The sequence below is a fragment of the Virgibacillus sp. GM2-2 genome (assembly GCF_055329585.1).
This window is the reverse complement of record NZ_JBUZWC010000001.1, coordinates 681,754-699,893: the sequence shown is the minus strand read 5'-3', so window position 1 is coordinate 699,893 and position 18,140 is coordinate 681,754. Positions and strand designations below refer to the sequence as shown.

Genomic DNA, 18,140 nt, shown 5'->3' with positions numbered 1-18,140 from the left:
TTTTTTACACTGATAGGAAAATATAAATTTTATGGATATCAGTATAAGGGCAACGAAGGCTTTCGCCATTAAAGCTTCATGGAAGCCAAATTTTCTAATTGCAATATATAAGTAAATTGTTATATAATAATATACGCATGATAAAGGAGGTCTATATAAGATGTTACAAACAATCATGGATACAGAAAAAGCAGCGCTAACCTTAAAATTGTTGGGTGATAAAACCCGGTTAACAATGGTAGGGCTGTTAAAAGATAATGAATGCTGTGTGTGTGAATTTGTAGAGGTATTTCAAATGAGCCAGCCTTCCATCAGTCAGCATTTACGAAAGCTTCGAGATGCTGGAATTGTAAAAGAACGAAGGAGTGGACAGTGGATATTTTACGCGTTGAATAAAGAGAGTGAAAGCTATCCATTAATTATGTCTGTACTAAATCATATACCAGATCAGAAAGAAAAACTGGATTGCCTTGAGGAAGAGGGCAAGAGGATTTGTTGCAACTAGGGAGGAATTGAATTGGATTTATCGGTTTACTTAGCCATTGGGATTTTTATCATCACGTTGGTATTGGTCATATGGCAACCAAAGGGATTAGGCATAGGATGGAGCGCGTGTGGAGGTGCAATTTTAGCATTAATTGTCGGTGTCGTCACATGGGGTGATGTCATTACGGTAACAGGAATTGTGTGGAATGCTACGTTAACGTTTGTTGCAGTTATCTTAATATCACTAATTTTAGATGAGATCGGATTTTTTGAATGGGCTGCACTGCACATGGCGCGGGTTGCGAAAGGTAATGGCGTTAGAATGTTCATTTACATTATTTTATTGGGTGCGATTGTAGCAGCATTTTTCGCCAATGATGGTGCTGCATTGATATTAACTCCTATCGTGCTTGCGATGGTACGAAATTTGAACTTTAAGGAAAAAATGATTTTGCCATTCATTATGGCTAGTGGGTTTATCGCTGATACGACATCGTTGCCGTTCGTAGTCAGTAATCTCGTAAACATTGTTTCTGCCGACTTCTTTGATATTGGGTTTGTTGAATATGCTTCACGCATGGTTATGCCGAACTTATTTTCTATTGTTGCAAGTATTTTGGTATTGTATTTATTTTTCCGAAAAAGTATTCCAAAAAGCTATGACTTATCACAATTAAAGAAACCAAAGGAAGCGATTAAGGATCAGAGGATGTTTAAGCTATCTTGGTTTGTATTAGCTGCATTGTTGGTCGGATATTTTGGAAGTGAATTTTTATCGATTCCAGTGTCCATAATAGCTGGAATTATTGCGATATTATTTTTAATCATGGCTAATCGGAGCCCTGCAGTTCATACTTCGCAGGTTGTAAAAGGAGCTCCATGGGCGATTGTTTTCTTTTCACTAGGAATGTATGTTGTCGTTTATGGACTACAGAATGCTGGATTAACAAGTGTATTAGCAGTACTTATTCAGTGGACAGCTGATCAAGGGTTATATGTAGCAACGATCGGCATGGGTTTTATTGCTGCTATTCTTTCATCGATTATGAACAATATGCCAACTGTTATGATTGACGCTCTCGCAATTTCAGAGGTGCAAACGACACCAATGATTAAAGAGGCGCTAATTTATGCGAATGTCATTGGATCAGATTTAGGTCCAAAGTTAACGCCAATTGGTTCATTAGCCACGTTATTATGGCTACATGTATTGTCACTAAAAGGGTTTAAAATTTCATGGGGATACTATTTCAAAGTAGGCGTTGTTTTAACTATCCCGACGTTGTTCATAACATTGTCTGGATTGGCGTTATGGCTTTGGATAATTCTATAGAGGAGCGTGTAATTTATGTCTAAAAAAACAATTTACTTTTTATGTACTGGTAACTCCTGTAGAAGCCAGATGGCTGAAGGTTGGGCAAAAAAATATTTAAACGACGATTGGAATGTGAAAAGTGCAGGAATTGAGGCACATGGATTAAATCCAAAAGCAATAGAGGCAATGCAAGAGGTAGGGATTGATATTTCTAATCAACAATCAGAAATCATTGATTCAGAAGTCTTAAATAACGCTACGTTAGCTATTACATTGTGTGGGGATGCGGCTGACAAATGTCCAATGACGCCTCCACATGTGAAACGCGAACACTGGGGATTTGACGACCCAGCAAAAGCAGAAGGAACTGATGCAGAAAAGTGGCAGGTTTTTCAGCGCGTTCGCGATGAAATTGGAGCTAGAATTAAACAGTTTGCGGAGACTGGCGAGTAATAGAGTTAGAACGTTAATAGAATTCATCATTCAATTAATCATCGAAACAATGAAGAACCAAACACAGAGAAAAAGAGATAATCTAGGTCGAATCTAGACCCAGGTTATCTCTTTTTGTATAAAAACTTTTAACAACAATTATTTCCGCCACAGGCACTGCCTGAGTTCTCCCCAATAATTTGTAATTGTTTCGGTGTTGGATTAACTCGGCAAACTCCTGTTTCTGGAAGCTTTAATTTAACTTTCTCCGCTCCCTCGATATCCCCTGAGAGATAAGCAACAATGGAGCGGACCTGTTCATAACCAGTAGTCATTAAAAATGTTGGTGCACGGCCATAACTTTTTACCCCTGCAATATAGAAACCTGGCTCGGGTTGACGTAATTCTTTTACACCATGTGGTCGAACAGTACCACAGCTATGAAGATTCGGATTAATTAATGGAGCAAGCGCTTTTGTGCTCTCTACAACCGGATCAACGTCCAGCCTTAATTCGTTTAAAAATGAAAAATTAGGTCTTGCACCTGTGTTGACAACGACTTCATCCACGTTATTTATGGAAACGCCGTCGCTACTATGAATACTGAACGATCCTTTTAGCTCGCTTATATCTTCCACGTAAAATCTAGAATGAACAGTTACCAGTCCATTGTCAACCACTCGGTGCGTCTTTGACCCAAGTTCACCCCTAGCCGCAAGCTCATCGTTTTCTTCTCCACCGAAGGCTTCTTGTGCATGTTGTTTACGCACAATCCATGAGATTATAGTTTTTGGGTACTGTGTTTTTAACTCTGCTAAATCATTCAATGTATTCAATGCGGAATGCCCACTACCGATTACAGCGATGTGCTTGTTTTTAAAGGTATCAGCTTCTTTTTCAATGTCTGGAATAGACGTATGCAATCGTTTTTTTAGATCTTCATTTCGCCAAACACCATCAGCAAACGGAGGGTTCGGTGTATTCCAAGTTCCAGTTGCATCAATCACAGCACGTGCTTCTATTTTTCTCATCTTCCCATTTATGTTTACATAAAGCACAAAAGGTAGTTGTTCACGGGAGTTAGACTTCATTTTATCGATATTTTTCTTTGTAATAGATAAAACTTCCGCACGGTAACGCACATTTTCTTTGATTTGCGGATGGTTTGCTAAAGGTTCCAAATACTGTGTGACTAATTCATTTCCAGTGGGTAATGTATTTGCTTCTGGCTCTACCCAATCTGTTTGTACTAATAGCTTCTTTGCTGCTTGATCTACGTTAAATTCCCATGGCGAAAATAATGCCACGTGTCCCCACTCTAAAATGTTGCTTCCAGCCGATTCGCCTTTTTCAAGAATTAAAAATGGCAGGTTGTATTCGTGTAAATGTGCAGCAGCTGCAAGCCCAATGGGACCTGCTCCAATAATAACAATGGGTAAATTGGTTAACATGTTAATCACTCCTTACTATTAATCAAAAAAAGTTGATTTATTGAATAAAATTTTAGCAGCCAGGTGGAACGAACAGACAGCAAAGTTCCTCACTAAGTAGATGTCTTATTTCTTCTCTATTTAAACTGTAGTAGCTCCAGGTTCCGCGAGTATCTTTTGTGATAATATCTGCATTAAGTAAAATTTTTAGATGATACGAAAGCTTTGATTGCGTCATACCCATTAAAGGCTCAATATCACAAACACACATTTCTCCGTTATTTGTAAGCAGGTTCATGATTTTTAGGCGTTTTTTGTCAGCAATCGCTTTATACTTTAATTCGTATTTTTCAAAGGTCTGTTCAAGGTTTTCATTTTGTAGTATGTTAAATTCCTTCACGTCTGCACCTCTTCATCAACTTTTGTTGATTTAATCATATACTACCATTTTATGGTCGTCAACTAATAAATCAAAAAAATTTGATGTACAAGGAGCCGCCTTTTAAGACAGGTCTACATCATAAAGACGAGCATACGATACTAACAAGGATAATTCGCTGGAGGCGGTTAGATGAATAAAAAATTGTTGGTTTATTCTATAGTGATTGTCGCTTGTATTCTTGTGTACCCATTGATTATAGCTGGTTTCTCTGAGGATGAGTTGACACTTATGGAAAGTATGAAAGAAACGGAACAAGAGCGAGCAAAGGTGAGCCAGTTTTTAGAAAAAGCAACTACGGCATTTCGCAAAAAGTTTGATTTTAATGCATCTATTGGTTATGAAAATAATAATGAAGTATTTGTTCTAGTAGATTCAAATCAGCTCGTACAAGAGAAAGAGGATGAGATGAGATCCCTAATCCATGACATCGCAACTCAGCTTGAACTTGATGATATTACGATAAAAATAGAAACTAATAACTACGAACCGAGTGCGCAACAAAAATATCACGACGAACTTTTTGAAGAAGTAGCTCAACTAACGAATAAAGCATTAAAGCAAACGGATTTAGAATTAGATAGTCTATTGATTACACCTAATAATTCAGCATTTAACCTTACTATCACCCTTCCGCATGATTCGGTTGTGAGTGACCTGAAAAAAACAGAGGAACTTGTTAGAAAACAACTTTTGGAGAAAACGAATGAGGAGTTTGAAGTTACAATAAAGAAAAAGACGAAAACACAAGAAATGGATGAAACGTGGGGTCCAATATTCAACGCAATTACAGTAGAAACAGAAAAGAAATTTGAGGAGTACAGAGGATTTGCATACTCCTTTCATCCAATGCCATTGCAAATTATTATTAAAACAGAATTAAAGGAATCTAATTGGTTGGTACCCACAGATAATAAAGTACAACAAATTGTGGCGTATGTTAAAGAAATTATCCAAATAAAGAGAGAAGAAATAGGTATCAAAAATATCCCATATAAGATTATCATCAGAGGCGAAAATAACAAACAATTAAACTAATTAGTAACCTTTTCCATTAATCCATCGTCTAATTTAATAAAGGGGATTGTTGTGAATGAAATGGATTGCGAAAGTTTTAGTAGTAGTGTTGCTGTTGACCGTAACCTCTCTATATATTCCTACGAAAAACTCCGCTTGTTCTTGTGCTAAACCAGAACCGGTCGCGAGTCAATTAGACGATAAAAATACGGCAATTTTCTCAGGTAAGGTAATTAAAAAATCTGACCCCAATTTTCTGGATAACATTCAATCATCGGCAGATCCAATTTCTTATTTATTTGAGGTTGATAAAACGTGGAAAAAAGTTGATCATTCTCAGGTAATTGTTACATCTGTTCGTTATTCTGCCAGCTGTGGTTATGAGTTTGAGGTAAACAAGGAATACCTTGTATATGCATTTGAACGTGGCGGCGATTTAGAAGTAAGCTTGTGCTCTAGAACTGTAGAATTATCAGCTGCTCAAGCTGATTTAAAGCAATTAGGAGCAGGTGCAGAGCCAATGAAAAAAGTTGATCTTTCTGATTCGATGGAGGGTATGGGGATACTGTCGATAGGTATTTGGACAGTAGTTGGCATAGTAGTGGTTGGTGGTGTTTTAGTATTTCGGGCAAGAAAGGGCAAATCAAAATAATCATTTTACAAAAAACTACACTTTAGAAGCGGCTCATATGCTCTCGTGCTTCTAAAGTGTAGTTAGTTTTAAGACGAAAAATTGCCTGAAGTATTCAGGTTGTCCGTTTATCCCGCGCCTTAACGGGCCCTAAAACCCCTACTGAATGAAGTTTCACTTTATTTTTTGTCTTTGTGATGCTCTTTTTCACTCTGTGACTCATTCTTTGATTTGGATTTCTTCTTCTCATCTCTTTGATCTATTTTCAAATCTTCCAACGGGATATCATCTACCAATTGTTGTTCTTTGAAATCGTCTAGTTTGGGCTTTTTTTCAACATGCTTACCCTTTTTATCTGAGGATCTTTTTTCATTTGGTTTCATGATTTCACTCCTCCATTCACGTAGTGCATATCTTTATCCTATTTCTGATTACAATAAACATCAATTTATCGATTAGTGTTTGCTAATGCCCAGGCATGTTCGTTTATCGAAGATTCATTCCACTCCGCGTATGAATGATCTGCCTGTTTTGTTATTTTTTTAATAAGGCTCTTGTATTCCTCTTCATTATCCGTTACTTTTGCGATGTTAAAGAGAGCATGGTAAAACTTTCGTTTATCTAATTCCTGCATATATTTATATTCAAATCCACTTGCTGTATAAACGGCAAATTCCCATACGGGTTGGGAATTTCGTTTGCTTACTCCTTGTGCAATTGCCTGAAGAACTTTCAATAGCTCAACGGTAATGACCACGTTATCCCTTGAGTAGTGCTTTATAGAAGCGAATCCGATATATAAATAATCATCAAAGGTAAGGTTTTGCAAAATAAGACGGAGATTATAGTCTTTATCCGTTAAATAAGGAGTAAATTTTGCCTTCTGAGAAATGTTTATCAGTAAATCTCCAATCTCATAAATGGTGCCCGTTGCCGTTTTAGGGTCATCATTACCCAATGCCCGAATGGCAATCTCAACAAATTTATTGATACTGAATTCAATATCTTGAATTTCCGTTTGACTATTTCCCATATGAAACATGTTTTTATATTTAAATTCATCAATAGTCGCATTTTCTTGCTTCCAATAGGTTAACAATGGCGTTGATCCAAATACAAAATTTCCTACTTTATACTCTAACCGAATGATGAGATCATCCTTACATGCTTCCTCGATTAATGGAATAAAATCAATGGTCTGTAAATAACCCGAATCATCAACCCATATTTGTTGCCCTTCACATTCCGGAATTTGTCCATTTATTCTTCCTACATCATCTACCCTGTAAGGCTCAAGTTCACTAAGCAAAGAATTATCAATGATATCAAGGGATTCTCTTTTCATATCACCCGTCATATTCGATACTTGTAACCACGTGACAATGTGATTTATAAAAAAAGCAAATGTACCTAAGCATAAAGCTGTCAATAGTGTAGCTGTTATCGGTATTAGGGAATACTGGGAGGCTTTTTCTCCATTAAGAAATAATAAACAAAGCAATACATATAAGAAGCTCCCATTAAAGATTCCTAGTGTTCGCTGCGTAGCCTTGGTCATCATAAAATTTTTGAGTATTCTGGGTGAAAATTGACCAGCGAAAGTAGTTAAAGCGGTTAATACACCATAAAAGGTAAAGGCATTTAATGATAGCAGTCCTGCTGTGATCGTACTTAAAATCGTTTTCGTTAATTCAAAGTTTGCACTAAGAACGGAAGGAATCATGTTACCAAATTCCATCTGAAGATCTGCCCATACGGTTACAATAAAAAGCATTAAAGATAACCCCGCATACATAATAGGTGTCACCCAAAGGTTTGAATAAATCTGGTGCCATTTCTCGCGTTTGGACATGTTTTTGTACTTCTTAATTTTCTTTTGGAATTTATTCAAGTTCATTTCGACACCTCGATTGTTTATGATATATCTTCCTGTACCCCTTTTCAGATGTTCATTAATCTTAATTAGAAAAAGTTTTGGCTCTCCCCTATTTAATTAGACATCCAATAAATGTTCACAAAAATTTGTTGAACTTACATTTTATTATGCTATAATCAAATTGTGTTTCTAATTGATAATGAATTTCATTACCAATTAATAATACAATCTAGATAAGAAGGTTCAGTATGAAAATTATTTATCTATTCATTACGGTTACGGTGTTAGCGGTTATTTCTCTATTCATTGGAGTATCGGATATTAGGCCGTGGGATATTTTTAGCCTCTCGAAGGACCAACTGGATATATTGATGATCAGTAGGGTCCCTAGACTAATTAGTATCTTAATCGCAGGAATGAGTATGAGTATTTGTGGGTTAATCATGCAGCAGCTCAGTCGTAACAAGTTTGTATCGCCAACAACGGCAGGTACACTTGATTCCGCTAGGCTGGGGATTTTAGTAGCATTAATGGTTTTCACTTCAGCTAGTCCATTGCAAAAAATGCTCGTATCATTTGTGCTCGCATTAATTGGGACGTTCATCTTCATGAAAATTTTAGAGAAGATTAAGTTCAAGGATGCCATCTTCATTCCGCTAGTTGGTTTAATGTTTGGGAATATTATCAGTTCAAGTGCTACATTTTTTGCTTACAAAAATGATCTAATCCAGAATATGTCTTCCTGGATGCAGGGCGACTTTTCCATGATTATGAGTGGGAATTATGAACTGATGTATGTCAGTATCCCAATTCTTATCATTGCCTATTTGTACGCAAATAAATTCACGATAGCGGGTATGGGGGAGGACTTTTCCAAAAACCTTGGGCTGAACTATCGTCAGGTCGTCAACATTGGACTTGTAATTGTTGCGTTGGTAACCGCATCGGTTGTGCTGTCTGTTGGCGTGATTCCGTTTTTGGGCCTTATTATTCCGAATATCGTTACCATCTATCAAGGCGATCATTTGAAAAAAAGCATCTTACATACAGCGTTGCTAGGAGCAATTTTCGTATTGTTTTGCGATATCATCGGTCGCATCATTATTTATCCGTATGAAATCCCAATTAGCCTTACCGTTGGCGTAATAGGAAGCGGAATATTTATTTACCTGCTTGTAAGGAGACGGAAATATGGGCTATAAGAAAAAAACAATCATCCTAGCAGTTATTGCAGTGATCATCACCGCGCTTTATATTCTTTACGATCTAAATGGTAACATCGGATACATTTTACCGAGGCGAATCATGAAGGTTGTCGCAATTATTATAACTGGTATAGCAATCGCCTTTTCAACAACTGTGTTTATGACAATCACCAATAACCGAATTTTAACACCGAACATCTTGGGATTAGATTCACTATATCTCCTCCTACAAACATTTATCGTATTTGTTTTCGGATCACATTCATTAGTCATGATGAGCAGCAGTATTAACTACTTTCTCTCACTTGGCGTGATGATCCTATTTTCACTAGCACTTTATCGATTCTTGTTTCGAGGGGAACAAAACAATATTTACTTTTTATTACTCATTGGAATGATACTCGGAACATTTTTTGGTAGCTTCACATCCTTTATGCAGGTTTTGATTGATCCAAATGAATTTATGATTGTGCGGGATCGCATGTTTGCGAGTATTAACAACGTCAATGAAAACTTGGTCTATCTTTCTCTTGGAATGATGGTTCTCATAACCTTGTACTTTATGAAATTTTACAAATACTTGGATGTGCTTGCTCTCGGTAAGCATCAAGCAATCAATCTAGGTGTCCCCTACGATTATGTTGTAAAACGACTACTCATTATTGTTGCGATTCTCATTTCGATTGCGACAGCGTTAGTCGGGCCGATAACATTTCTCGGTTTGCTAGTGGTCAACCTAGCGTATGAGTTTTTGAAAACGTTTCGCCATTTTTACCTGATTGTCGGTTCATCCTTAATTGGTATTATCGCCTTACTCGGCGGTCAGTTCATCGTGGAGGAAGTGTTCACGTTTCAGACGACGGTTAGTGTGATTATTAACTTTGTGGGTGGCATTTACTTTCTTTATCTTTTGTTAAAGGAGAATAAGTCATGGTAGATCTTAAGAATGTGTTTAAAAAATACAATCAAAAAAGTGTCATAGATGATGTTTCATTAACAATCGAAAAAGGCACCATCACGTCCTTTATCGGACCAAATGGCGCTGGTAAAAGTACGTTAGTTTCCATGATTAGTAGATTAATTACGAAAGACGATGGAATGATTACGATTGATGGAATCGATATTACGAAGGCAAAAAATACGGAGTTAGCCAAAAAAATCTCGATTTTAAAGCAATCCAACAACATCAATCTAAAGCTTACCATTCGCGAGCTCGTTTCGTTTGGTAGATTTCCTTATTCGCAAGGAAAGCTGACGAAGGACGACTGGGATAAAGTAGATGAAGCAATCACATACATGGAGCTTGGAGACATGCAAGAAAAGTATCTGGATGAACTAAGCGGTGGACAGCGCCAGCGCGCATATATTGCGATGGTTATTGCACAGGATACGGAATACATATTACTTGATGAACCGTTAAACAACCTGGATATGCGCCATTCCGTTCAAATTATGAAAACGTTGCGTAGATTGGTAGACGAACTGGGCAAAACAATCTTAATTGTCATTCACGATATTAACTTTGCATCGTGCTACTCGGATCAAATTGTTGCGTTAAAGGATGGGCAAATTGTCAAGCATGGCCGCACTTGTGATGTTATTGATGAGTGTGTGTTGAAGGATATTTATGATATGGATATTAATATAAAAAATATAAACGATAATCGAATTTGTGTTTATTTTGCATAGACTCAAATGGTTAGTATTGTTACATGCCGCAGGGGAAATATACTCGCTTTCCGCGGGCAAGTGACAAGCCTCCTCAGCTCGTTCCGAGCCTGCGGGGTCTTGTCTATCTTGTTCTTCCCGCAGGAGTCTCGCATATTCCCCCTGCTGGTGAGATTAAATTCCCAATTATTTAATAAACAGCCAAATTTATTATAAAAGAGAGGTTGGATGAAATGAAAAGGTTATTATTCGTTATGTTATTAGTTGCATTGTCTGTTATTGCTACTGCTTGTGGGGGTTCGGATGCTAGTGGAAGCTCTGAAAATGCAGAAACTATTACGATTAAACATGAGCTTGGGGAAACAGAAGTTAGCAAAAATCCAGAAAAAGTTGTTGTGTTTGATTATGGAACGCTTGATACGTTAGATAAACTTGGAATTGATGTTGCAGGTGTGCCTCATGGAAGTATTCCTTCTTACCTTGAGAAATACGAAAGTGACGACTATGCAAATGTAGGTAGCCTAAAGGAACCTGACTTTGAAAAGCTTTCAGAAATCGCTCCAGATTTAATCATTATTTCTGGACGCCAATCATCACTATATGATCAGCTAACGGAGATTGCGCCTACTATCTTTTTAGGTGTGGACACGACTCGCTACATGGAATCATTTAAAGAGAACCTACAAACTATCGGTAAAATTTTTGACAAACAAGAAGCAATCGATAAAGAACTAGCGAAAATCGAGGATTCCATTGCAACATTACAGGAAAAAGCATCAAGCAGTGATAATAAGGCACTTATTATTCTTGCTAATGATGATAAGATTAGTGCTTATGGACCAAGTTCTCGTTTTGGAATAATCCATGATGTGTTTGGTGTAGCACCTGTGGATGAAAATATTGAAGTATCTACACATGGTATGAACGTAACATTTGAGTATGTTGTAGAACAAAATCCAGACTTACTATATGTGATTGACCGCGGTGCAGTGGTTGGAAGTGAGTCCTCGGCTAAGCAAGTTGTGGAAAATGAACTGACGAAAAAGACGAACGCGTACAAAAATGACAACATTGTATACTTAGATCCAGATTATTGGTACTTATCTGGTGGTGGATTGTTGTCAGTGCAAGCAATGGTTGATGAAATCGCGAAAAGCTTGAAGTAAATAATCGTCGTTAGAAGGTGACTGTTATCGGTCGCCTTCTTTTTGTTTTACGTCTTATCAACAGGGAATAGGATAATAAACAACATATTCACAGACTAAAAACATATTTTCCACATAGTTATCCACCATTTTCTGTGGATAACGTGTGTATAAACGTTATTTTATCCAGAATTTTACGTAATTCTGTTGAAAGGAGGAAAAATGATGAATCGTTTAACATCGGAACAAATCAGGGATTCTTTGACTAATTCACCGAATTGGGAGCTTGTTGATGGGAAGATTGTAGGCGAGTATCGTTTTGAAAAGTATTTGAACGGAATCAAATTTGTGGATAAAGTGGCACAAGATGCTGAGAACAAACAGCACCATCCGTTAATCTCGATCAACTACAAAAAAGTCAACGTAACGTTCTACTCTTGGCAGGAGAAGGGATTGACAGAATTGGATTTTGAAATGGCAAAACGGGTTGATGAAGTGTATGAAGTTGTGGATAAGTAATGAAAGGACATCATTCGTTTAATTAGGAGCGAATGCTGTCCTTTCTTTAGTTTACACAACGCCAATCAAATCAATAAAACTATCAATATCTCCAGTAATACGATGAACACCATCAACATAATAAAAAGTTGACGCGTTTTCCATATTAATTTCTTCGGCTGAATAAATATACACCTGTTTGCCCAACCCTAGGGCAATGCCTAACTCAACGTGACTACTTTTGCCAGCTGGGTGTAGCATAATGAAACTATCACAGCTACTAACCGCCCGTTTTTCTTGTTCACCAATTGCTCTAAGTGTAGTAGGATCCACAGCTCGCTGATTTATTGTCCAGTCGTATGTATGAGTGAATCCTCTAGAAATTAGTTTTTGCGAAACATAACGAACCGTATGTTGATTCTGAAAACTAGAAGCTATATAAAATCGCATGCGCCCCTACTCCTTCCACTCACTTGCGAGCATTCCATAAACAACATGGTCAACGTAGTGATCATACAACCATTCAGCTTGTCTGATTTGTCCTTCTTTTACAAATCCAAGACGTTCTGGTATTGCGCGACTTTTTTTGTTACCATATGCTGCGCGAATGTCTACTCGATTTAATTCAAGTTCGGTAAACGCATAGTCTGTTAATGTCCGGGTCACACGCGTCATTATTCCATTACCTTGGTAGTTTTGGCCAAGCCAATAGCCAATATATGCTACCTTATTCGTCCAATCCAAATTGTTGTAGCCAGCAGTGCCAACAAGTTCACCTTTAAAACGTATTGCAAGAGCCATACTTTTTTTATCCTCAAAGCTTCGTACCGTATGCTCGATAAAGCTACGTGAATCGTCTACCGTTTTCGTACCATCTACCCAAGGTAACCATTCACGCAAATATTCCCTTGAGGCATCTGTTTGTGCAAATAATTCCTCAGCATCATCTATATCCATTAATTTTAAAGAAAGATCATCGTCAATTTCGCGGAAAAACATGTCAAACGCCCCTTATGTGTGTAAGTATAGACACTATCATAACATAGATATAGTCGGAAAATAACAACTTTATTTGCTGAAACAATGCCACCTAACGGCCATTTGATTCGATTAGTATAGGTAATAGGAAAAAAAGAGAATGATGAGCTATAAGCACATCATTCTAGTATCCAACTTCCACCGCCGCATTTACAATATACATTAAATCATTCTTATCCTGTTTATCTTCTAATAAGATGCCGCTAGTCGTAGCCATCCCACCAGTAACAACCTCCACGTTTACGTCACCATATGGAATCATGTCCTTGACCGCTTCAACGTCTAACTTATCATGGTCAAGTGGAAGTGCTAGTTTTACATTTACTTTCATATTTTCCAGTCGTTGATCGGGAAGGCTCTTTTCAATTCCAGGCATTGAATTATAGTGAATCGCATCCTGTATGGCGCGTGTTGAAGCTTTTGTAATGTTTTGTCCGTGTACATCTATTCCTGTTCCAGTTTGGATAAATAGTATTTGTTGCATGATATCGTTCCTCCTTGAATGAGTTTGTAATCATGTTACCCGTCCAAGAAGCAGTACAAACCCAGCTGCGATTTTGGTAAACTATGTATTAGATATGCTTCATGCAATATTTGGTAAGGGAAATGGAGACATACTTCTCCTGCAGAAAATAATGAGGATGATGCCAGATTTCTTGAAATAGTTGTTTGATTAACCTGATGACTTTCTTCGCGTCATTGATTTTACGTTTGATAAGATTATATAAATAAGTGCTGTATCGATTATATAGCTCCTCTAGCGCTTTCGACTCACCTTCTTGTATTCGCCTAACTAATACCTGATCGGTATGCATAACAAAAACTCCTCATGTTGCGCTACTTTCTGCAACATAATTGTAATACCCTTGTAACAAAATGTTCAAACACTTAATTTAGTGGGAAGTGGTTATCGATGAAGTTAGATCAGACGTCACAGTTTGTGAAAAATGTTGATATAAAAAGAGACACAGTTCCGTCGTATGAAGTGTTTCCATTCAATTTGCCAGTAATAGAAAACTTTAAGCCAATTGCTTTTCACCCTAATGTAACGTATATCGTTGGGGAAAACGGGATGGGTAAGTCTACTTTATTGGAAGGAATCGCGGTTGCACTTGGGTTTAACCCAGAAGGTGGAACGCGTAATTTCAATTTTTCTAGTTATGACTCCCATTCGGAGTTGGATCGGTACTTGCGGATTGCAAAAGGTGCACAAAGAGCAAGAGATAGCTTTTTCTTTCGTGCAGAAACGTTTTACAATGTATCGACGAATATTGAGGAACTAGATCGTGAACCATCATTTGGACCAAAGATTATCGAGTCGTTTGGTGGAAAGTCATTGCATGAGCAATCTCACGGCGAAGCATTCTTTTCAGCGTTTATGAATCGGTTTTCAGGTGACGGGGTATATATTTTGGATGAACCAGAAGCGGCATTGTCCCCGTTACGGCAAATGTCGATGCTGGCACGCATTCATGAATTGGTAAACGCTGGGTCACAGTTCATTATTTCCACCCATTCACCAATCATCATGGCATATGAACATGCCAAAATTATTCAGCTTACTGAGGAAGGAATAGCCGAAGTTAGCCTAGAGGAAACAAGTCAATATACGATTATGAAACAGTTTTTTGAGGATAAGGATCGGTTGTTGCATCATTTGTTCCGCTAATAGGAAATGGATAGAAGTATATGTACCGCTAGTAAAAAATCTGAGATAAGCAGGTTTTCTAACAATAAAAAACGGCTATTCTGATGGAAGTAGCCGTTTCTGTTCATTAACGCCATCGGAGTGCCATGGTTAGCTTACAGCATTCTGTATCTTCTACCTCAGATTGCATGGATAAGTTAATACCATCTGGATTATAGCTAACCTCCACATCAGCAGGAATTCCAGTTGACTTAATAAGTTCCTTCACTTTTTCAGTTTGACCCTGCTGGGCAGCATCCATGATTTTATAAGCAAACTCCTCCGAATCAGAAAGCTTATCAAGCACAATAGATGCATCGTCCAGTAACTTTCTAAACGCAGTAGCCGATTGATTAAAAAGCGTCGGATCCACTTCTGGATACGTTTCGGGTCTAACATTTCCATAGTAATATGCGTAAGGATCTGGATGCCAATAGTGCTGTTGCTCGTATAGCCGGCTATACGGGTATCCATAGACAGGATAAGGCTGCTTAGGGTAATACATCGTAAAAAATACCTCCTTGACTAAACTCCCTACAGTCTATTCCTAGGACTAGGCTCACGTGCCAGTTGTTTGGTAAACTTAAATCATCAATCAAAAGAGGACGGAATCGTACATGAATATTAAAATAATTGCAGTCGGGAAATTGAAGGAAAAATACTTAAAACAGGGTATTCAGGAATATTTGAAACGGTTATCTGCCTATGCAAAGGTTGAAATCATTGAAGTAGCCGATGAAAAAGCCCCAGAAAATATGAGTGAAGCGGAAATGCTGGAAGTGAAACAGAAGGAAGGCGAGCGGATCTTAGGGAATATCGGAGCGGATACATACGTGATTACACTAGAAATAGGCGGAAAAATGCTAAGCTCGGAGCAGCTAGCAGCTAAAATGGATGAGCTTGCGACGTATGGAAAGAGTAAGATTGCATTTGTGATTGGCGGATCGCTTGGAATTAGTGAAGCGGTACAGAAGCGAAGTGACTTGGCGTTGTCTTTTTCTAAGATGACGTTTCCGCATCAGTTGATGCGCTTGGTTTTGGTGGAGCAGGTTTATCGGAGTTACAGGATTATTAGGAATGAACCGTACCATAAATAGTGGTAAAGCAAAGGGTAGAAATAGAATTAAGTAAAACTTTATTAGAACAAAAAATAATAGGATTCAGCTCCTATGAACTCTTGAACAAGTTTGAAGGGGTTATTTTTTATACCAAAATATAAAATTACAATTATGGGAATAAATGTTCCTCTTTAATTAAGTTATCCAATGTTCTAATGGTATAATAGTACATACAAGAAGGTTTAGAAGGTGGTAAATTAAATTCTATTAAAAGGGAGTGAAGATAATGCAAAATGAAACTGACATCCTAATCTATCAAACAGAGGATGGAAACACCAAAATAGATGTTAGGTTGGAAAACGAGACAGTTTGGATGACACAAAAAGCAATTGCGGAATTGTACCAAAAAGGAGTAAATACAATTAATGAGCATATTAAGAATATATATACAGAAGGGGAACTTCGAGAATCGGCAACTATTCGGAAAAGCCGAATAGTTCAATTTGAAGGAAAGAGAGAGGTTGAACGTGAAATAGCATTCTATAATCTTGAAATGATTATCGCAATCGGATACCGAGTTCGCTCCCATCGAGGTACACAGTTCCGGAAATGGGCAACAGAACGTTTGAACGAATATCTCGTTAAAGGATTCACAATGGATGATGTCCGTCTGAAGGAAATGCGTAACTTCGGACAAGATTACTTCGATGAATTACTTGAAAGAATCCGTGATATTCGTGCTTCAGAGAAACGATTTTATCAAAAGATTACAGATATTTATGCAACATCGGTTGATTATGATTCAAGGGCATATATCACCCAAGAGTTTTTTGCAACGGTTCAGAATACACTTCACTTTGCAATTCATGGTCAAACTGCTACTGAACTCATAGTAAATAGAGCAGATGCAAAAAGTAAAAATATGGGGATTACCTCATGCAAAGGTGATAAAGTACGTAAGCGAGATGTGACAATTGCTAAAAATTACTTAAATGAAAAAGAATTAAGAGCACTTAATCGGATCGTTACTAGGTATTTGGATTATGCAGAAGACCAAGCAGAAAGAAAAAGACCGATGTATATGAAGGATTGGAAAGGAAGATTAGATGCTTTCCTAGAGTTTGATGAGCGCGAAATTCTTCATGATGCTGGAAAGGTAGCAAAGGCTGTAGCAGACAAAATAGCCATTGAAGCATATGAAAAATTTAATCAACATCGAATTGAGCAGAGTTCTTCTAATGATTTTGATCAGTTTATTGAGAATAATAATTTGAAAAAGTAACTTCATCAGTATTAGGATCTGAACTCAAAAAATGGCAAAGCAGAAAATTAAAATAATCCGTCAGCAAAGGTAGGCTAAACAAAGTTTAATTAGGATGCTCCAGTGTGCGTTGATATCTATGAAATTATTATCTGTAAAGAATTAGTAGTGTAGGAAAGTTCTAACTCTTCTTCAATTAAAACCAATAGAACAACCCCTACTCTTCCAACTATTATAATTGATCTTATTCGGTCTTATCGGTGTGCCGCACCTTCTTAACAAGTTTGAGAAGTTTTATTATTAACTAGAAAGATAAATAACCGACTAAATTCTCTCTGAAATGATGTTCTTAAATTAACGAGTGCGTTACTTTAAGAAGGATTAAATGGAATTTGGACAACTATGTTATTTTAAAAAGAGATATTGAAGGATAAAATGAAGTTTTTCATAAATTTGTTGCCTTTGATTTTGGTATTTTCGGGGTTCTAAATTATGTGTCTTTTGCTAAAGACATTGTTTCAACAGTTGTACTTTTATCTCTTAGTGTTATGGTTTCGATATTTAATCTGATAAGAAAGAAAAATATGATTGCTTTATTAAGCATTGCAATTATAATATGTTTAAAGGAACAATGTCATTATTCTTAAAGAAAGACTATTAAAATAAAAGAATGGGAGGATGGATGAAATGACTAGAGAATGTCATGAGTGCGGGAACACAAACGAGGAAGAGATTGAGTATAAGACGGTAACTACTGACGAAGGTGACGGGAACGAAAAAAAGATAAAACTTTGGTTATGCATAGATAACGATGATTGTGAAATGAGAGTGTATAACAAGTACTACGCTAATAAGTAAAGTAACAATTTGAGCAAGACCACAGTGGAAGAAGTATAATTTTGATTTGTGAGTCGTTCTCTTGCAGAAACCTGTAAAGCATAAGGTGGAAAATAA

Annotated in this window: 23 protein-coding genes; 14 read left to right on the top strand and 9 right to left on the bottom strand. The window is 37.2% G+C overall.

Annotation, left to right across the window (positions count from 1 at the left end; translation table 11 throughout):
- Nucleotides 1–160 precede the first annotated feature (160 nt).
- Genes ACY9Z2_RS03225 through arsC form a run of 3 tightly spaced genes read left to right on the top strand, consistent with a single transcriptional unit; the run spans nt 161 to nt 2,254 of the window.
- On the top strand, nt 161–505 hold the full coding sequence (locus ACY9Z2_RS03225) for an ArsR/SmtB family transcription factor (protein ID WP_463608159.1): 345 nt from the start codon (nt 161–163) through the stop codon (nt 503–505).
- 12 nt (nt 506–517) lie between these two features.
- A complete protein-coding gene (locus ACY9Z2_RS03220) occupies nt 518–1,819 on the top strand; it encodes an arsenic transporter (RefSeq protein ID WP_463608158.1) in 1,302 nt (433 codons plus the stop codon).
- 15 nt (nt 1,820–1,834) lie between these two features.
- Nucleotides 1,835–2,254, top strand: coding sequence for an arsenate reductase (thioredoxin) (gene arsC / locus ACY9Z2_RS03215; protein ID WP_463608157.1), 420 nt, complete (start codon nt 1,835–1,837; stop codon nt 2,252–2,254).
- Between the two features lie 128 nt (nt 2,255–2,382).
- Here arsC and ACY9Z2_RS03210 read toward each other — a convergent pair whose 3' ends face one another.
- Together ACY9Z2_RS03210 and ACY9Z2_RS03205 are read right to left on the bottom strand one after the other, a co-directional pair.
- Nucleotides 2,383–3,684 (bottom strand): NAD(P)-binding domain-containing protein, encoded by a 1,302-nt coding sequence (locus tag ACY9Z2_RS03210; RefSeq protein ID WP_463608156.1) that lies wholly within the window; start codon nt 3,682–3,684, stop codon nt 2,383–2,385.
- 52 nt (nt 3,685–3,736) lie between these two features.
- Nucleotides 3,737–4,063, bottom strand: a complete 327-nt coding sequence (locus tag ACY9Z2_RS03205; RefSeq protein ID WP_463608155.1) for an ArsR/SmtB family transcription factor — start codon at nt 4,061–4,063, stop codon at nt 3,737–3,739.
- Between the two features lie 171 nt (nt 4,064–4,234).
- Between ACY9Z2_RS03205 and ACY9Z2_RS03200 the strand changes: the two genes are divergently transcribed.
- Nucleotides 4,235–5,140, top strand: coding sequence for a hypothetical protein (locus ACY9Z2_RS03200; protein WP_463608154.1), 906 nt, complete (start codon nt 4,235–4,237; stop codon nt 5,138–5,140).
- Between the two features lie 55 nt (nt 5,141–5,195).
- Nucleotides 5,196–5,771, top strand: a complete 576-nt coding sequence (locus ACY9Z2_RS03195) for a hypothetical protein (RefSeq protein WP_463608153.1) — start codon at nt 5,196–5,198, stop codon at nt 5,769–5,771.
- Nucleotides 5,772–5,929: 158 nt separating this feature from the next.
- Here the strand turns inward: ACY9Z2_RS03195 and ACY9Z2_RS03190 are convergent, their stop codons facing one another.
- Together ACY9Z2_RS03190 and ACY9Z2_RS03185 are read right to left on the bottom strand one after the other, a co-directional pair.
- Complete coding sequence (locus tag ACY9Z2_RS03190) at nt 5,930–6,133, bottom strand: YczO family protein (protein ID WP_463608152.1); 204 nt, start codon at nt 6,131–6,133, stop codon at nt 5,930–5,932.
- Between the two features lie 65 nt (nt 6,134–6,198).
- Nucleotides 6,199–7,647, bottom strand: a complete 1,449-nt coding sequence (locus tag ACY9Z2_RS03185; protein ID WP_463608151.1) for a DUF2254 domain-containing protein — start codon at nt 7,645–7,647, stop codon at nt 6,199–6,201.
- Nucleotides 7,648–7,874: 227 nt separating this feature from the next.
- Here ACY9Z2_RS03185 and ACY9Z2_RS03180 point away from each other — a divergent pair, with 227 nt between their 5' ends.
- The 5 genes from ACY9Z2_RS03180 (at nt 7,875) to ACY9Z2_RS03160 (ending at nt 12,163) form a co-directional block, all read left to right on the top strand.
- Nucleotides 7,875–8,828, top strand: a complete 954-nt coding sequence (locus ACY9Z2_RS03180) for an ABC transporter permease (protein WP_463608150.1) — start codon at nt 7,875–7,877, stop codon at nt 8,826–8,828.
- Nucleotides 8,818–9,768 (top strand): iron chelate uptake ABC transporter family permease subunit, encoded by a 951-nt coding sequence (locus tag ACY9Z2_RS03175; protein ID WP_463608149.1) that lies wholly within the window; start codon nt 8,818–8,820, stop codon nt 9,766–9,768. Before ACY9Z2_RS03180 ends, ACY9Z2_RS03175 begins: the two co-directional genes overlap by 11 nt.
- The gene (locus ACY9Z2_RS03170; protein ID WP_463608148.1) at nt 9,762–10,520 is read left to right on the top strand and encodes an iron ABC transporter ATP-binding protein; all 759 of its coding nucleotides are present in this window, start codon (nt 9,762–9,764) and stop codon (nt 10,518–10,520) included. Before ACY9Z2_RS03175 ends, ACY9Z2_RS03170 begins: the two co-directional genes overlap by 7 nt.
- A 212-nt stretch (nt 10,521–10,732) precedes the next feature.
- Nucleotides 10,733–11,665, top strand: coding sequence for a siderophore ABC transporter substrate-binding protein (locus tag ACY9Z2_RS03165; protein WP_463608147.1), 933 nt, complete (start codon nt 10,733–10,735; stop codon nt 11,663–11,665).
- 204 nt (nt 11,666–11,869) lie between these two features.
- Complete coding sequence (locus ACY9Z2_RS03160; protein WP_463608146.1) at nt 11,870–12,163, top strand: 4a-hydroxytetrahydrobiopterin dehydratase; 294 nt, start codon at nt 11,870–11,872, stop codon at nt 12,161–12,163.
- A gap of 51 nt (nt 12,164–12,214) precedes the next feature.
- Here the strand turns inward: ACY9Z2_RS03160 and ACY9Z2_RS03155 are convergent, their stop codons facing one another.
- The 4 genes from ACY9Z2_RS03155 to ACY9Z2_RS03140 all read right to left on the bottom strand — a co-directional run bounded on the left by ACY9Z2_RS03155 (nt 12,215) and on the right by ACY9Z2_RS03140 (nt 13,995).
- Nucleotides 12,215–12,592, bottom strand: coding sequence for a group-specific protein (locus tag ACY9Z2_RS03155; RefSeq protein ID WP_463608145.1), 378 nt, complete (start codon nt 12,590–12,592; stop codon nt 12,215–12,217).
- Nucleotides 12,593–12,598: 6 nt separating this feature from the next.
- Nucleotides 12,599–13,141: a GNAT family N-acetyltransferase gene (locus tag ACY9Z2_RS03150; RefSeq protein ID WP_463608144.1), complete on the bottom strand. Its 543-nt coding sequence runs from the start codon at nt 13,139–13,141 to the stop codon at nt 12,599–12,601.
- 163 nt (nt 13,142–13,304) lie between these two features.
- Nucleotides 13,305–13,664, bottom strand: a complete 360-nt coding sequence (locus tag ACY9Z2_RS03145) for a Lin0512 family protein (RefSeq protein ID WP_463608143.1) — start codon at nt 13,662–13,664, stop codon at nt 13,305–13,307.
- An 88-nt stretch (nt 13,665–13,752) separates the two neighbouring features.
- Nucleotides 13,753–13,995, bottom strand: coding sequence for an RNA polymerase sigma factor (locus ACY9Z2_RS03140; RefSeq protein ID WP_463608142.1), 243 nt, complete (start codon nt 13,993–13,995; stop codon nt 13,753–13,755).
- A 98-nt stretch (nt 13,996–14,093) separates the two neighbouring features.
- Here ACY9Z2_RS03140 and ACY9Z2_RS03135 point away from each other — a divergent pair, with 98 nt between their 5' ends.
- A complete protein-coding gene (locus ACY9Z2_RS03135; RefSeq protein ID WP_463608141.1) occupies nt 14,094–14,849 on the top strand; it encodes an AAA family ATPase in 756 nt (251 codons plus the stop codon).
- Between the two features lie 106 nt (nt 14,850–14,955).
- Here ACY9Z2_RS03135 and ACY9Z2_RS03130 read toward each other — a convergent pair whose 3' ends face one another.
- Nucleotides 14,956–15,372: a YuzC family spore coat inner layer protein gene (locus ACY9Z2_RS03130; protein ID WP_463608140.1), complete on the bottom strand. Its 417-nt coding sequence runs from the start codon at nt 15,370–15,372 to the stop codon at nt 14,956–14,958.
- A 112-nt stretch (nt 15,373–15,484) separates the two neighbouring features.
- Here ACY9Z2_RS03130 and rlmH point away from each other — a divergent pair, with 112 nt between their 5' ends.
- From rlmH to ACY9Z2_RS03115, 3 genes are all read left to right on the top strand, one after another.
- On the top strand, nt 15,485–15,964 hold the full coding sequence (rlmH, locus tag ACY9Z2_RS03125) for a 23S rRNA (pseudouridine(1915)-N(3))-methyltransferase RlmH (protein WP_463608139.1): 480 nt from the start codon (nt 15,485–15,487) through the stop codon (nt 15,962–15,964).
- Nucleotides 15,965–16,211: 247 nt separating this feature from the next.
- The gene (locus ACY9Z2_RS03120) at nt 16,212–17,207 is read left to right on the top strand and encodes a virulence RhuM family protein (RefSeq protein WP_463608138.1); all 996 of its coding nucleotides are present in this window, start codon (nt 16,212–16,214) and stop codon (nt 17,205–17,207) included.
- A gap of 666 nt (nt 17,208–17,873) precedes the next feature.
- On the top strand, nt 17,874–18,044 hold the full coding sequence (locus tag ACY9Z2_RS03115; protein ID WP_463608137.1) for a hypothetical protein: 171 nt from the start codon (nt 17,874–17,876) through the stop codon (nt 18,042–18,044).
- Nucleotides 18,045–18,140 lie beyond the last annotated feature (96 nt).